The organism is Bordetella genomosp. 6 (genome assembly GCF_002119705.1).
In the GTDB taxonomy this organism is placed as follows: domain Bacteria; phylum Pseudomonadota; class Gammaproteobacteria; order Burkholderiales; family Burkholderiaceae_B; genus Bordetella; species Bordetella bronchiseptica_F.
The window spans coordinates 1,042,577-1,056,337 of sequence record NZ_CP021107.1; the positions used below are offsets into that span (position 1 = coordinate 1,042,577).

The 13,761-nt window shown below is 67.5% G+C and carries 16 protein-coding genes; 7 read left to right on the forward strand and 9 right to left on the reverse strand.

The annotated features are described in order from the left end of the window. Positions 1 to 10: 10 nt before the first annotated feature. From CAL11_RS04965 to CAL11_RS04980, 4 genes are read right to left on the reverse strand one after another with little or no spacing between them, the layout of a single operon-like run. On the reverse strand, positions 11 to 1,111 hold the full coding sequence (locus tag CAL11_RS04965; protein WP_086092321.1) for a YheT family hydrolase: 1,101 nt from the start codon (positions 1,109 to 1,111) through the stop codon (positions 11 to 13). Positions 1,112 to 1,127: 16 nt separating this feature from the next. Then, entirely contained in the window at positions 1,128 to 1,550 is a 423-nt protein-coding gene (locus CAL11_RS04970; RefSeq protein WP_033461218.1) for a YybH family protein, read from the reverse strand. Positions 1,551 to 1,572: 22 nt separating this feature from the next. Continuing rightward, positions 1,573 to 1,785, reverse strand: coding sequence for a zinc-finger domain-containing protein (locus CAL11_RS04975; protein WP_086092322.1), 213 nt, complete (start codon positions 1,783 to 1,785; stop codon positions 1,573 to 1,575). Between the two features lie 46 nt (positions 1,786 to 1,831). Continuing rightward, a complete protein-coding gene (locus CAL11_RS04980; protein ID WP_033461217.1) occupies positions 1,832 to 2,752 on the reverse strand; it encodes a branched-chain amino acid transaminase in 921 nt (306 codons plus the stop codon). Between the two features lie 182 nt (positions 2,753 to 2,934). Here CAL11_RS04980 and CAL11_RS04985 point away from each other — a divergent pair, with 182 nt between their 5' ends. From CAL11_RS04985 to CAL11_RS04995, 3 genes are all read left to right on the forward strand, one after another. Beyond that, entirely contained in the window at positions 2,935 to 3,684 is a 750-nt protein-coding gene (locus CAL11_RS04985; RefSeq protein WP_033461216.1) for an AzlC family ABC transporter permease, read from the forward strand. Between the two features lie 2 nt (positions 3,685 to 3,686). Further along, positions 3,687 to 4,016: an AzlD domain-containing protein gene (locus CAL11_RS04990; protein WP_033461214.1), complete on the forward strand. Its 330-nt coding sequence runs from the start codon at positions 3,687 to 3,689 to the stop codon at positions 4,014 to 4,016. Between the two features lie 354 nt (positions 4,017 to 4,370). After that, entirely contained in the window at positions 4,371 to 5,804 is a 1,434-nt protein-coding gene (locus CAL11_RS04995) for a DEAD/DEAH box helicase (protein ID WP_086092323.1), read from the forward strand. Positions 5,805 to 5,814: 10 nt separating this feature from the next. Here CAL11_RS04995 and CAL11_RS05000 read toward each other — a convergent pair whose 3' ends face one another. Then, the gene (locus tag CAL11_RS05000; RefSeq protein ID WP_033461210.1) at positions 5,815 to 6,198 is read right to left on the reverse strand and encodes a thioredoxin family protein; all 384 of its coding nucleotides are present in this window, start codon (positions 6,196 to 6,198) and stop codon (positions 5,815 to 5,817) included. A 61-nt stretch (positions 6,199 to 6,259) separates the two neighbouring features. On the opposite strand from CAL11_RS05000, the gene CAL11_RS05005 reads away from it, so the two are divergent. From CAL11_RS05005 to CAL11_RS05015, 3 genes are all read left to right on the forward strand, one after another. Continuing rightward, on the forward strand, positions 6,260 to 7,060 hold the full coding sequence (locus CAL11_RS05005; RefSeq protein ID WP_033461207.1) for an EI24 domain-containing protein: 801 nt from the start codon (positions 6,260 to 6,262) through the stop codon (positions 7,058 to 7,060). A 52-nt stretch (positions 7,061 to 7,112) separates the two neighbouring features. Then, complete coding sequence (locus CAL11_RS05010; RefSeq protein WP_033461204.1) at positions 7,113 to 7,925, forward strand: competence/damage-inducible protein A; 813 nt, start codon at positions 7,113 to 7,115, stop codon at positions 7,923 to 7,925. 158 nt (positions 7,926 to 8,083) lie between these two features. Next, the gene (locus CAL11_RS05015; protein WP_086092324.1) at positions 8,084 to 8,932 is read left to right on the forward strand and encodes an IclR family transcriptional regulator; all 849 of its coding nucleotides are present in this window, start codon (positions 8,084 to 8,086) and stop codon (positions 8,930 to 8,932) included. 63 nt (positions 8,933 to 8,995) lie between these two features. Here the strand turns inward: CAL11_RS05015 and CAL11_RS05020 are convergent, their stop codons facing one another. After that, entirely contained in the window at positions 8,996 to 9,973 is a 978-nt protein-coding gene (locus tag CAL11_RS05020; protein ID WP_003814174.1) for a tripartite tricarboxylate transporter substrate binding protein BugD, read from the reverse strand. A gap of 384 nt (positions 9,974 to 10,357) precedes the next feature. On the opposite strand from CAL11_RS05020, the gene phaP reads away from it, so the two are divergent. After that, a complete protein-coding gene (gene phaP, locus CAL11_RS05025; protein ID WP_086092325.1) occupies positions 10,358 to 10,936 on the forward strand; it encodes a TIGR01841 family phasin in 579 nt (192 codons plus the stop codon). A gap of 193 nt (positions 10,937 to 11,129) precedes the next feature. Here phaP and CAL11_RS05030 read toward each other — a convergent pair whose 3' ends face one another. From CAL11_RS05030 to aat, 3 genes are read right to left on the reverse strand one after another with little or no spacing between them, the layout of a single operon-like run. Next, complete coding sequence (locus CAL11_RS05030; RefSeq protein WP_086092326.1) at positions 11,130 to 12,179, reverse strand: quinone-dependent dihydroorotate dehydrogenase; 1,050 nt, start codon at positions 12,177 to 12,179, stop codon at positions 11,130 to 11,132. Positions 12,180 to 12,219: 40 nt separating this feature from the next. Further along, entirely contained in the window at positions 12,220 to 12,954 is a 735-nt protein-coding gene (locus CAL11_RS05035; RefSeq protein WP_080699651.1) for an arginyltransferase, read from the reverse strand. A 27-nt stretch (positions 12,955 to 12,981) separates the two neighbouring features. Next, positions 12,982 to 13,758 carry a leucyl/phenylalanyl-tRNA--protein transferase gene (gene aat / locus CAL11_RS05040; protein WP_033461189.1) on the reverse strand — a complete coding sequence of 259 codons (777 nt, stop codon included), beginning with the start codon at positions 13,756 to 13,758 and terminating at the stop codon, positions 12,982 to 12,984. Positions 13,759 to 13,761 lie beyond the last annotated feature (3 nt).

Consider the following 13,761-nt stretch of genomic DNA (forward strand, 5'->3'; position numbering starts at 1 on the left):
GGCTCGGGCCTCAGCTGCCCATCTCGAAGAAGCGTCCCAGCCGCTGCGGCAGCCAGTTCAGGTGCGCGGGGAACGGCCCGGTAGGGAATCCCGCGTGGCCGCCTTCGGCCGGCTGGTGCAGCAGCACGCTGTCCGAGCACTCGGCCGGGATGGGTAGGGCGCTTTCGGGCAGGAATGGATCGTTGCGCGCATTGAGCACCAGCGTGGGCGTCCTGATATGGGCCAGCCAGGGCTTGCTGGAGGCGCGCGTCCAGTAATCCAGCGCATTGCGGTAGCCATGCATGCGCGCCGTATAGGCATCGTCGAAGTCGCGCAGGTCGCGCGCGTGGGCGATGCGTATGACGTCGATGGCGCCCGGAAAGCGCTTGGCTTTCTCCAGCACCTTGCGCCGCATGGTTTTCAGGAAGTACGCGGTGTAGATGCGTCGTGCGATGAAACCGGTGCACAGGGCCTTGCCGCCGGCCACCAGATCCAGGGGCACCGACACGCCGGCCGCGGCGGCCAGCCAGCTGGCCTCGTCGCTGTGCTCGCCCAGGTACTTGAGCAGGGCGTTGCCGCCCAGCGAAACGCCAACCGCGTGCCAGCGCGCGTGCGGGATGCGCGCGCGCACGGTGTCCAGCATGAAGCCGACTTCGGCCGAGTCGCCCGAATAATAGGCGCGCGCCAGCCGGTTGGGCACCCCGGAGCAGCCGCGGAAATGGGCGATGACGACGATCCAGCCGCGCGCCCGGAAATAATGGGCGATCGACTGCGCGTAGCGGCTGGCGCTGCCGCCTTCCAGGCCATGGAAGAGGATCAGCGCCGGGGTGTCGGGCGTTTGCGGCAGCGACGCCCAGTCGGTCGGGGTGATCCAGCGCGCCGCCGCGATACGGCCATTGCCTTGCGGCGCCGGGCCCGCGGGCGCGGCGCCTTCGGCTGTCTTGTGCGGGAACAGCCCGGGGCCGGTCCAGTCGAAGTCGACGAAATCGGTATCGGGGGTGTCGACCCGCTCGCGCACGAAAGCGATGCGGTGGTATTGGGCCAGCACCGCCGCGTACACCGTCTGGCTATGCCGATCGGGCAGCCAGGGCGGGACGGGGCAGGGCGTCAGGTCGATTCTGGAGGCAGCCAACGCGATCCACCCGCCCTTAGTGGAGACGGTCGGGGACGTCGTGCAGGTCGAGCACCCCGGCCTCGGCTGGCGCCTGCGAGGCATGGTGCAGCACCATGCGCCAGCCGGCCGGCCCCTTGTGATAGACGTTGGTGGCGTAGCAATTGGCGAACTGCGCGCCTTCGCGCGTCATCACCGTTACCTGTTCGACCAGCACATGCACGGCGCACATCATGCTCTGCATGACCAGCGGCCGCAGTGGCCGCAGATGCAGCGGGCCGTTGGCCAGGACTTGCTGCCACGATTCATGGACGGCCGTATGCCCGACGATGCGCAGGCCGCCTGGATGGATGCAGGCGATTTCCTCGTCGTCGGACCAGACCTGCATCAGACGATCCAGGTCGGCATGTTCCAGTGCTTCGTAGAACGCGTGTTCGGCTTCGTCAGGCGTGGCAAACATGGTGGCGATGGCGTTAGGGAAGTCAGTGGCCGTGGACGACCGTGCCGGGCTTGAGGCGGTATGCGGCGCCACAGTACGGGCAGTTGGCCTGGCCGGTATGGGTGACGTCGAGGAAGACGCGCGGATGCATGCTCCACAGGGGCGCTTTCGGGCCCGGGCAGTACACGGGCAGGTCCTCGGCCCCGACTTCGATGGCGTCGTGGGCGGGGACGGCGGCTTGGGCGGCGGCGGTCATGAGTGATTCCTGAAAAAATGGACAGCGTGGGCAGCGTGGCTGGCGGTCATACCGGGGTCAGCCAATGCTGGTATTTGGGATTGCGGCCGTTGACCAGGTCGAAGAAGGCCTGCTGCAGCTTCTCGGTGACCGGGCCGCGGCGGCCGGCGCCGATCTGCCGGTTGTCGACCTCGCGGATCGGCGTGACCTCGGCCGCGGTGCCGGTGAAGAAGGCTTCGTCGGCGATGTAGACGTCATCGCGCGTCAGGCGCCTGGTGACGACGCGCAGGCCGAGGTCGGCGGCCAGCGCGTGGATGGTGGAGCGGGTGATGCCCGTCAGCGCCGAGGCGATCTCGGGCTCGCACAGCACGCCGTCCTTGACGATGAAAATGTTCTCGCCGGCGCCTTCGGCCACGAAGCCCTCGGTATCGAGCAGCAGGGCCTCGTCATAGCCATCCTGCAGCGCTTCGGCGTTGGCGATGATGGAATTGGCGTACGTGGTGGCCACCTTGGCGCGCGGCATGGTGACATTGACGTGCTGGCGCGCGAACGAGGACACCTTGACGCGGATACCCTGCGCCAGGGCGGTCTCGCCCAGATAGGCGCCCCAGGGCCAGGCGGCGATGGCCACATGCACCTGGGCGCCCTTGGGCGAGACCCCCATTTTTTCCGAGCCATAGAAGGCCAGCGGGCGCAGGTAGCACGATGCCAGGCCGTTGGCGCGCACCACTTCGCGCTGGGCCTCGTTGAGGGTGTCGCGGTCGTACGGCAGCGGGATCTGGTAGATGTGGGCCGAATTGAACAGGCGGTTGGTGTGGTCCTGCAGCCGGAAGATGGCGGTGCCAGCCGCGGTTTCGTAGGCGCGCACGCCTTCGAAGACGGACAGACCGTAGTGGAGGGAGTGGGTCAGCACGTGCGTGGTGGCCTCGCGCCAAGGCACCAGCTTGCCGTCATACCAGATGAAGCCGTCGCGGTCCGACATCGACATGATGTTCTCCCTCTATAGAGGCGCGTATTGTATCAAGCAGCGAGGTTACAATGATGTCGTGCTGGCGGCCTGGCCGCCCGTCGCGCGGTTTGCGCGCCGCCTGGCGTCTGCCCGGCCGGTCGCGCGTTTCGTTTCTCCTGTGAGTCCCATGTCGTCCTGTCCGTATCGCCAGGGGCTGCGCCTTGGCTTCTGATCCTGCCGCTTCCGCGCTCGAAGACGCCCGCCAGGCCCGGCAGGAACGCGTGGACGCCTTTCGCGCCGGCGTACGCGCCATTACCCCCGCCCTGATCGCCACCGGCACCTGGGGCATGGTCACGGGCGTGGCCATGGTCAAGTCCGGGCTGACCGAATCCATGGCGCTGGCCATGACGCTGCTGATGTACGCCGGGTCGGCGCAGCTGACCTCGCTGCCGCTGATCGCCACCGGCGCGCCGCTGTGGCTGGTTTTCGCCGCCGGCTTCGTCGTCAATCTGCGCTTTCTCATCTTCGGCGCGGCCTTGCACCCGTATTTTCGCCACATGTCCTGGCCACGGCGTCTGGGGCTGGGCTATTTCACCACCGACATGGGCTTCGTGCTGTTCATGCCGCGCTTTGGCGACGCCGCCGAGCGCGGCACCCGCGAGCAGCTGTGGTTCTTCATGGGCACGGTGGCGCCCGGCTGGCTGGTCTGGCAGGTGACCTCGATCATCGGCATCTACCTGGGGACGCTGGTGCCGGAAGCCTGGTCGCTCGATTTCGCCGCGGTGCTGGCCTTGCTCGCCATTACGGTGCCCCTGGCCAATTCCAAGCCCATGCTGGTGTCGATGCTGGCGGCGGGCATGGTGGCCTGGGTGGGCCAGCTGCTGCCATTGCGGCTGGGCCTGGCGGCGGCCGTGGTGGCGGGCATCGTGGCCGGCATCTGGGCCGAACGCTTCTTCAAGGGGCGCGCTTGATCATGTCGGACAGAGACCTCTACGTCTACGGCGCCATCCTGCTGCTGACGCTGTGCAGCGTGCTGACGCGGGCCGGCTTCATGCTGTTCGGCGACTACATCCCCTTGCCCGACGGCGTCCGGCGGGCCTTGCGCTACGCGCCGGCGGCGGCCTTGACGGCTATCATCGTGCCGGACCTGTTGCCCTGGAAGGCCGGCCTTGGGCCGGCGTTCGACTACAAGCTGGTGGCCGGCGTCCTTGCCATCATGGCGTTCCTGCGCACGCGCAGCGCGGTGCTGGTCATCGTGGTCGGGATGGTGGCCCTGTGGGGCCTGCGCTGGCTGGCCGGCTGAGGGAAAAAAACCCACGCTGCGCGGGCTTGCTGCCCCCCGAGGGGGCTTTTGGGTGGGGCGGCCCGGCGGTAAAAGGGGCCCCCACGCTGCGCCCGCTGTGCGGGCTTGCTGCCCCCCGAGGGGGCCTTTTGCCTTGGGGCGGCCCGGCGGCAAAAGGGGCCCCCACGCTGCGCCCGCTGCGCGGGCTTGCTGCCCCCCGAGGGGGCTTTTGCTTTGGGGCGGCCCGGCGGCAAAAAAGCGGGCGTGGACGCCCCGGGCCGCTGGTGCGCTAAAATAAGTTATCCACAAGCAATCCGGGCCTGGCCGTACGTCCGTTCTTGTTCTTTTTGCAGCCCCCGGCATCTGCCCATTTTAATGACTGAATCTACCTCCTCCGACGCGCCTGTTACCGACGCGCCTACGCGCACTTTCGCAGACTTCGGCCTGCATCCGCTACTGCTCAAGTCGATCGCCGACACAGGCTATACGAATCCCACGCCGATCCAGGCGCAGGCGATTCCGGTCGTGGTGGAAGGCCGCGATGTGATGGGCGCCGCCCAGACCGGCACGGGCAAGACCGCGGCATTCACGCTGCCGATCCTGCACCGCCTGATGCCGCTGGCCAACACCAGCGCGTCGCCGGCGCGCCACCCGGTGCGGGCCCTCATCCTCACGCCTACGCGGGAACTGGCCGACCAGGTCTACGAAAGCGTCAAGCGCTACAGTCTGCATACACCGCTGCGCAGCGCAGTGGTGTTCGGCGGCGTGGACATCGGCCCGCAGAAAGAAGCCCTGCGGCGCGGTTGCGAAATCCTGGTGGCCACGCCGGGACGCCTGCTCGATCACGTCGAGCAGAAGAACGTCAACCTCAGCCAGGTCGGCATCCTGGTGCTCGACGAGGCCGACCGCATGCTCGACATGGGCTTTCTGCCGGATCTCGAACGCATCATCCGCCTGTTGCCGGCGCAGCGCCAGGGGCTGCTGTTCTCGGCCACCTTCAGCAATGAAATCCGCAAGCTGGGCCGTTCGTACCTGAACCACCCGGTGGAGATCGAAGTCGCCGCGCGCAACGCCACGGCCGACACCGTTACCCAGATCGCCTACCAGATGCACGGCGATACCAAGCGGGCGGCGGTGGTGCACCTGGTCAAGTCGCGCGGCCTGAAGCAGGTCATCGTGTTCTCCAACACCAAGATCGGCACCGCGAGGCTGGCGCGCCAGCTCGAGCGCGACGGCGTGAAGGCCGAGTCGATCCACGGCGACAAGACCCAGGCCGACCGCATGAAGGCGCTCGAGGCGTTCAAGGCCGGCGATCTGGAGGTGCTGGTGGCCACCGACGTCGCGGCGCGCGGCCTGGACGTGGCTGGCGTACCCTGCGTCATCAACTACGACCTGCCGTACAACGCCGAAGACTATGTCCACCGGATCGGCCGTACCGGCCGGGCCGGCGCGTCGGGCGAGGCGATCGCCCTGTTCACCGCCGACGAAGAACGCTATCTGCACGACATCGAGAAGCTGATCAAGCGCCAGGTGCCGCGCGGCAAGCTGGAGCTGCCGGCCGACCTGGTCGCGCGCAGCCATGGCCGCGATCGCGACGCCCCGCGCGAGCGCGGCGCCGACCGCCATCGCGGCGAGCGCCGCACTTCGGGCGCGGCTGCGCCGCGCCAGCCGGTCGACGATTTCTTCTACAAGCCTTACGAGCCGACAAACGGCCAGGCGGCGGCGCCCGAGGCGCCCACGCAGGAAGGGCGCGGCAGCGCGCCCAAGCGCCAGCTGGCAGTGCTGCTGGGCGGCAGCCGCAAGGGCTGAGCGGCGCGCGTCAGGCCGCGGCCAGCAGCCGCGCCACGTCGGGCAGGCCGGTTGCCACGGGCCTGCCTTGCGGATCCAGGCTGTCGAGCAGGCGCTCCAGATGGCCGATATGCGGCAGCATGGGGCCGTAGAACAGCACCTTGCCATGCGCCTGCACCAGCAGCGTCGGGAAGTTCTCGACGTCTTCCTCGCCCAGCAGGTCCGGGTGGTCCTCGATGTCGATCCACGCAAATGTATGCCCCGGCCGGGCCCGCGCCAGCTCCAGCAGCTTGGGCCGGTACTGCTGGCAGGTATCGCACCAGGCGGCGCAGAAGCAGGCAACCAGCCAGGCGTCGGAGCGCGCCAGGGCGGCGCGCAGGGCGGGGATATCGGAACCAGGTACGTGTAGCGGCATTGTGGGCAAATCGCAGCGTGTTTGACTATCATAGCCGGCATATCCGTTCTCCGGCCGCGCCATGACTGTACCCCGTCCCGAATCGATCATCCCGCCCGCCGGCAATGCCGCCACGGGCGCCGCCGGCATTGCGCGGGCCTTCAAGCGGGCGCTGGTGTCGCAGTGCCATCCCAACATGCTGTTCGCGGTCCTGCTGCCGTTCCTGATCGCGCTGCTCGGCGCCATTCTGTTGCTGTGGCTGTTCTGGACGCCCCTGAACGAATGGCTGCGCTTCGAGGCATCGCAATGGCAGACCATCAACCAGGTCGACGACTGGATGGTCGCGGCGGGGTTGTTCTCGCTCAAGATCTACCTGGTGCCCGTCATCGCGGCGGCGATCCTGCTGCCGATTTCCGGCATCCTGGGCCTGGCCATCGCGGCGGTGTTCGTCATGCCGCTGGTGCTGCGGCATGTCGGCGGCCGGGAATATGCCGGCCTGGCCCGCCAGGGCAGGAACGCCACGGCGGTCAGCGTCTGGAACGCGTTGTGGGTCAGCCTGGCGTTCGGCGCCGGTTGGTTGCTGACGCTGCCATTCTGGCTGATCCCGCCCATGGCGGTAATCCTGTCGGTGTTCTGGTGGGCGTTCGCCTTCACGCGCATGCTGCGCCTGGACGCCATCGTCGAGCACGCCAGCCCGGCCGAACGCGCCATCCTGATCAAGCGCCACAACAGCGGGTTCTGGCTGATCGGCCTGATCTGTTCGCTGCTCAACCTGTTGCCGCCAGCCTGGATCATCCTGCCCGTCTTTTCGGGGCTGGTGTATGCGCACTATGGCCTTGACGCCTTGCAGCGGCTGCGCCAGGAACGCACGATCGACGTCTAGCGCATTGCTCCGCATGCCCCCCCGGGGTCTTCACTTTTTCCGGAAACCAGACATGGCTGCCGAATCCGCCCGCCGCATCGGGCTCATCATCGTAGGCGACGAAATCCTCTCCGGCCGTCGCCAGGACAAGCATTTTTCCAAGGTCGTCGAACTGCTGGGCGCGCGCGGCCTGAAACTGTCCTGGGCCGAACTGCTGCCGGATGATCGCGCCACGCTGGCGGCCGCCTTGCGGCGCAGCTTCGCCAGCGGCGATATCGTCTTCTCGTGTGGCGGCATCGGCGGCACGCCCGACGACCACACGCGCCAGGCGGCGGCCGAAGCGCTGGGCCTGCCGCTGGCCCTGCATCCGGAGGCCGAACAGGCGATCGCGCTGCGCGCGGCCGAAATGGCCGCCAAGGGGCAGGGTACGGCCGACATGGGCACGCCGGAAAACCAGCAACGCCTGCAGATGGGGATGTTTCCGCAAGGCTGCGAGATCGTGCCCAACCCCTACAACCGCATTCCTGGCTTCTTCGTGCGCGACCACACCTTCGTGCCAGGCTTTCCCGTGATGGCCTGGCCCATGCTGGAATGGACCCTGGACACCCGCTACCGCGCGTTGCACCACCAGGTCCAGCATGCCGAGCATTCGTTCCTGGTGTTCAACATGCCAGAGTCGCGCATCACGCCGGCCATGGTGGAAATCGAGCAGCGCTGGCCGGGCGTGCGCGCTTTCAGCCTGCCCAGCGTGGGCGAGACGGGCGGGCCTTCGCATATCGACCTGGGCGTCAAGGGCGAGCCGGAGGCGGCGGCGCAAGCCTTGGCCTTTCTGCGCGCCGAGGTGTTGCGCCTGGGGGGAAAGCTGGCCCCGCCAGCCCAAAACTGACGATAGGTTGACTTTCAGCTGACATTGCCCTGAAAAATAGGGAGCGGGAAAAATAGCGGTTGCCAAACGGCTTTATAGATTTCACAATACGATAAATTCGTCTCTTGTTGCGGTGCCGCATCGGCGCCGCCCCGGGGCGGAACCTATCCGTAACCACTATGTCCCGTATTCCGAATGCTACAGCCAGGGGGCCGGGGTCTCACTCCAACGACGGCGCCGGCCAGCATCCCATCGCTATCCAGGTGATAGACCGCGCCATGCGCCTGCTCGATGCGCTCGCGGCCCAGCCCGAACCCGTCACGCTCAAGGAGCTGTCGGCCACCACCGGCCTGCATGCCTCGACCGCGCACCGCATTCTCAATGACCTGGTGGTGGGGCGCTATGTCGAACGGGTCGACAACGGCCTGTACCAACTGGGCATGCGCCTGCTGGAGCTCGGCTCGCTGGTGAAGGGGCGGCTGAACGTGCGCGAGGCGGCCATTGGCGCCATGCGTTCGCTGCACAAGCAGACCGGGCAGACGATCAACCTGTCGGTCCAGCAAGGCGACGAAATCGTCTATATCGACCGGGCCTGGAGCGAGCGCTCCGGCATGCAGGTGGTGCGCGCCATCGGCGGGCGGGCGCCCCTGCACCTGACCTCCACCGGCAAGCTGTTCCTGTCCACCTACGATACCCGGCTGGTGCGCGCCTACGCGCTGCGTACCGGCCTGGCCGGGCACACCCGCAACAGCCTGACCGAGCTCGACCGCCTCGAGCGCGAACTGGCCCTGGTGCGCCGGCACGGCTACGCGCGCGACAACGAAGAGCTGGAACTGGGCGTGCGCTGCATCGCCGCCGGCATCTACGACGACACCGGCAAGCTGGTCGCGGGCCTGTCCATATCGGCGCCGGCCGAGCGCCTGCAGGACGAATGGATACGCCTGCTGGTCGATGCCGCCGCCAGCATTTCCGAGGCGCTCGGCTACGAGCCCGGCGTCAACGGGATGCACGCGCCGGCGGCTGCCTGACCGGCCGGCGAATAGCAAAAGCGCCCCGGACGGGGCGCTTTTGCGTGGCGGTTCAGGCGGGGGTTATTGCTTTTCCACGCCCGCTTTCTTGAACAGCTCGGCCCATTGCGGCACCTGCTGCTTGACCTTGGCTTGCAGCGCCTCGGGGTTGGCCTCGTTGGTCAGCACCTCGGCGCCCAGCTGCTTCATGCGCTCCTGGAACTTGGGATCGGCCAGGCCGGCCTGCAGGCTCTTGACCAGCTTGTCGACCACCGGCTTGGGCGTGCCCTTGGGGGCCCACATGCCGTGCCAGATACCCACTTCGAAACCCTTGTAGCCGGACTCGTCCATGGTGGGCAGGTCGGGCAGGGTAGGCACGCGCTTGAGGCTGGTGACCGCGTAGGCCTTCACCTTGCCGCTGGTGATCTGCTGCGTGGTATTGGTGGTCTGGTCGCACATCAGGTCGACCTGTTTGCCCAGCAGGTCGTTCATGGCCGGCGCCGTGCCCTTGTAGGGAATGGTCAGCAGGTTGACGCCCAGCGCCTCGACGAGCATGGTGCCGCACAGGTGGCTGGCGGCGCCGATGCCGGCATTGGCCAGCGAAATCTTGTCGGCGTTCTTCTTGACGTACTCGGCCAGTTCCTTGATGTTGTTGGGCGGGAAATCGCCGCGGGCGATGATGGTCATTGGCACGTCCACCACCAGGCCGATGGGCTCGAAGCTGGTGTAGGGCTCGTAGCCGGGGTTCTTGTACAGCGAGGGCGCGGTCGAGAAGCCGGCGTGCATGAGCAGGATCGAGTAGCCGTCGGGCTGGGCGCGCGCCACCTGGGTGGTGCCGATGGTGCCGCCGGCGCCGCCCTTGTTCTCGACCACGACGGTTTCGCCCAGGGTCGGCCGCATGGATTCGGCCAATGAGCGGGCCACGTTGTCGGTAGGACCGCCTGCCGCGAACGGCACGACCATGTTCACGGGGCGCTCGGGGTACTCCGCCAGGGCAGTGCCCGCGCCGGTCAGGGCGACGGCGGCGAACAGGGCCGAGAGCTTACGGGAAATGGGGGGCATGAGGTCTCCAATGCAGTTGGTATGGCTGCGGTTGATTCGGGCCGGGTTGGCCTTTCTTGTTATGTCTGATGGTCGATCCGGGTAATGCCATCAGGCTGCCAGCAGTGTAGAAAACAATCGAAACAACGTCATTCCGGGTATCCCCCAACGGTATTAATCCTGGCCGCGGAAAACAGGGACGCGGACAGCGCCCGGGGGATCCGGCAAGCAATTGTTGCGACGCACAAAAAGTGCTTGACAAGACTTTTTAGGTCCGTAGAATGGCAATTGTGCAATGCAGCAAACGCGCCGGCGGTGAATTTTCCTACCAGATCCGCGCACGTTTTGTCGTCACAGACCGTCGTGAAATTTTCCGGCCCGGCCGGACCCTGACAGGAGATACCTATGAGCGCCATCCCCCAACAAGTTCTGGCTCGCCAGAAAGCCACCGTCAACTCGCTGGTCGCCGCGCAATCGGCCATGTTCGCCGGTTTCGAAAAGCTGGTCGACCTGAACCTGAAGGTCGTGCGCGCCACGCTGGACGAAGTGGCCCAGAAGTCGCAGCAAGCCGCTGAACTGAAAGACCCGCAAGAAGTTGCCTCGTTCACCAGCGGCCTGGTGCAGCCGGGCGCCGAAAAGGCGCTGGCCTATGGCAAGCATGTGTACGACATCGTGGCCGGCGTGCAAGCCGAACTGGCCCAACTGGCCGAAGCCCAGATCGCCGAAGGCCAACAGCAACTGACCGAAGCGGTCGAGCAGTTCTCCAAGAACGCGCCCACCGGCTCGGAAAGCGCCGTGGCCCTGATCAAGTCGTCGCTGGCGACCGCCAACAGCGCCTACGACTCGCTGACCAAGGCCGCCAAGCAGGCCGCCGAGGTCGCCGAAAGCAACCTGACCGCCGCCGCCAATGCCTCTTTCAAGGCTGCCAGCGACGCCGCCGAGGTCGCGACCAAGGCCGCCGGCCGCAATCGCCGCGCTGCCTGATCGTGCCAGGGGGCTGTTGCGACAGCCCATACTGTAGTACTGTTGAGTGACAGAGCAGAGCTGGAATTCGGGCCACCTTCGGGTGGCCTCTTTTTTTGCCTCGGGCCCTTCCAAGGCAAGAAGCGCCCGCGGCGCGGGTTTTCCAGCCCTGTGTTCCTGTCTCGCCTTTGCCCTTGCCGGGCCGGATGCCGCCTTAGCGGCTGCCCTGGGCCACGGCCCGCACGCATTCGCCGACCAGCGCCGGCCCGCGGTAGATCAGGCCCGTATACAGCTGCACCGCCTGGGCGCCGGCGGCCATTTTCTCGCTGGCCTGGCGGCCCGAGAGAATGCCTCCCACACCGATGATGGCCACCGCGTCGCCCAGGCGGCTGCGCAGCCGCTCGATGACGCGCAGCGACAGTTCATGCACCGGTGCGCCCGAGACGCCGCCGGCTTCCTCGGCGTGCGGCAGGCCTTGCACGGCATCGCGCGCCAGCGTGGTGTTGGTGGCGATGACGCCATCGATGCCATGGCGCGGCAGGATCTCGGCGATGGCGTCGACCTGGTCGTCGCTCAGGTCGGGGGCGATCTTGACCGCCAGCGGCACGTGGCGCTGGTGCTGGTCGGCCAGCGCTAGACGCCGCTCCTGCAATTGCCCCAGCAGCGCCGACAGTTCGTCGCCGCCCTGCAGCGCGCGCAGGTTCTTGGTATTGGGGGACGAGATGTTCACCGTCACGTAGTCGGCGTGCGGGTAGACGCCGGCCAGGCCGATCAGGTAGTCGTCGGCCGCGCGTTCGATCGGCGTATCGGCATTCTTGCCGATGTTCAGGCCCAGGATTCCGCCTTGCGAGCGCCACTGGCTGCGCTGCACGTTGGCGATGAAGGCGTCCAGCCCCTGGTTGTTGAAGCCGAGGCGGTTGATCAGCGCGTTGGCGCGCGGCAGCCGGAACATGCGCGGCTTGGGATTGCCGGGTTGGGCGCGCGGCGTGACGGTGCCCACTTCCACGAAGCCGAATCCCAGGTTGCCCAGCGCATCGATGTGGGCGCCGTTCTTGTCCAGGCCGGCCGCCAGCCCCACCGGGTTGCGCAGCGGCAGGCCCATCAGCGTGGCGGGCGCCTCGGGCTGGGCGTGCAGCAGCTTGCGGGTCAGGCCGCAGTCGTAGGCGCGCTGCAGCTGGGCAAGCGTGACTTCGTGCGCGGTTTCCGCGTCCATGGCGAACAGCGCCGGGCGGGCCAGGGGGTAGGCGTGGAAGAGGATAGACATGGGGCGGAATTGTAGATCGACTTTGCCGCCCCGCGCGTGCTCAGGCCGGCGTTTCGCGCCAGGCGCCGTCCACGTGCATTTGCAGCGGCCGGAAATTGGCCTTGTAGGCCATCTTGCGGCTGTCGGCGATCCAGTAGCCCAGGTACAGCCAGGGCAGGTCCAGCGTGCGGCACTGGTCGATCTGCCACAGGATGCTGTAGGTGCCCAGGCTGCCCGCCATGTCGGGATCGTAGAAGGTGTAGACCGACGACAGGCCGTCGTCGAGCACGTCGATGATGGAGATCATGGCCAACTGGCCCTGCGGCGTGCGGAACTCCACCAGGCGCGTATTGACGCGCGTGGTCAGCAGGAACTGCGCATATTGGGTGCGGCTGTCTTCGTCCATGCCGCCGCCGGGATGGCGGCCTTGCTGGTAGCGGGTGTACAGATCGTAGTGCTCGGGCGACCAGGCCAGTTCGGCCACGAAGGCGCGCAGCGCCTGGTGGCTGCGCCAGGCGCGGCGTTGCGTGCGGTTGGGCTCGAAGCGTGCCGCATCGATGCGCACCGGTACACAGGCATGGCAATTGTCGCAGTGGGGCCGGTAGGTGAACAGGCCGCTGCGGCGAAAGCCCTGTTCCACCAGTTGCGAGTACGTGCCCGCGTTGATCAGGTGCCCGGGCGCCGCCACCTGCGAACGCGCCTGCCTGCCTGGCAGGTAGCTGCAGGGGTAGGGAGCAGTGGCATAAAACTGCAGCGTGGAGAAGGGGAGTTCTTTTAGCTGGCTCATGTCGGGCAGGCCGGCGTCTGGTCGCCGGCATGTGGCTTACATCATAACGCCGTTGGCCGGCGGCGCGACCGCGGGCAGCGGATGCAGCGTGCCGGCGCTGTCGAGCCGGCCGCTGCGCCAGGGCAGGCCGGGTTGCGCGACGGCATGGGCGATGTGTTCGACAAAGCGCGCGCGCGGCACCGGGCGCGCGCCCAGGCGCGCCAGGTGGCCGGTTTGCTGCTGGCAATCGATCCAGGCCACCTGGTGGCGGCGCAGGAAGGCCACCAGGTGCGCCAGGGCGATCTTGGAGGCGTCGGTGGCGCGCGCGAACATCGATTCGCCATAGAACATGCGCCCCAGGCTGACGCCGTACAGGCCGCCGGCCAGCTCTCCGTCGATCCAGGTTTCGATGCTGTGGACGAATCCCGACGCATGCCAGCTGCGATAGGCTTGCTGGACGGCCGGGCTGATCCAGGTGCCGGGCTGGCCGTGGCGCGGCGCGGCGCACTCGTGCAGGACCCTGGCGAAGGCCGTGTCGACGCGCACCTGCAGGCGCGCGGCGGGGTCGTGCTCGGTGCGGGCCAGCGCGCGCAGGCGCTTGCGCAGCGAGTGCGAGGGCGCGAAGTCGGCGCACGCCAGCACCATGCGCGGATCCGGGCTCCACCACAGGATGGGCTCGCCCTCCGCGTACCAGGGGAAAATGCCGTGCGCATAGGCCTGGGCCAGCCGTTCGGGCGACAGGTCGGCGCCCGCCGCCAGCAATCCGTCGGGATCGCGCAGCGCGTGTTCAACCGGGGGAAACGGCGTGTCGGCGGCCAGCCAGGGCAGTTTCACGGG

Coding starts and splice junctions, on each gene's coding strand:
- CAL11_RS05000 (WP_033461210.1), bottom strand. CDS start 6,198: ATGCCGCTACACGTACCTGGTTCCGATATCCCCGCCCTGCGCGCCGCC.
- CAL11_RS05020 (WP_003814174.1), bottom strand. CDS start 9,973: ATGCCCCCCATTTCCCGTAAGCTCTCGGCCCTGTTCGCCGCCGTCGCC.
- CAL11_RS04975 (WP_086092322.1), bottom strand. CDS start 1,785: ATGACCGCCGCCGCCCAAGCCGCCGTCCCCGCCCACGACGCCATCGAA.
- CAL11_RS04990 (WP_033461214.1), top strand. CDS start 3,687: ATGTCGGACAGAGACCTCTACGTCTACGGCGCCATCCTGCTGCTGACG.
- phaP (WP_086092325.1), top strand. CDS start 10,358: ATGAGCGCCATCCCCCAACAAGTTCTGGCTCGCCAGAAAGCCACCGTC.
- CAL11_RS05030 (WP_086092326.1), bottom strand. CDS start 12,179: ATGTCTATCCTCTTCCACGCCTACCCCCTGGCCCGCCCGGCGCTGTTC.
- CAL11_RS04995 (WP_086092323.1), top strand. CDS start 4,371: ATGACTGAATCTACCTCCTCCGACGCGCCTGTTACCGACGCGCCTACG.
- CAL11_RS04980 (WP_033461217.1), bottom strand. CDS start 2,752: ATGTCGATGTCGGACCGCGACGGCTTCATCTGGTATGACGGCAAGCTG.
- CAL11_RS05010 (WP_033461204.1), top strand. CDS start 7,113: ATGGCTGCCGAATCCGCCCGCCGCATCGGGCTCATCATCGTAGGCGAC.
- CAL11_RS05005 (WP_033461207.1), top strand. CDS start 6,260: ATGACTGTACCCCGTCCCGAATCGATCATCCCGCCCGCCGGCAATGCC.
- CAL11_RS04970 (WP_033461218.1), bottom strand. CDS start 1,550: ATGTTTGCCACGCCTGACGAAGCCGAACACGCGTTCTACGAAGCACTG.
- CAL11_RS05015 (WP_086092324.1), top strand. CDS start 8,084: ATGTCCCGTATTCCGAATGCTACAGCCAGGGGGCCGGGGTCTCACTCC.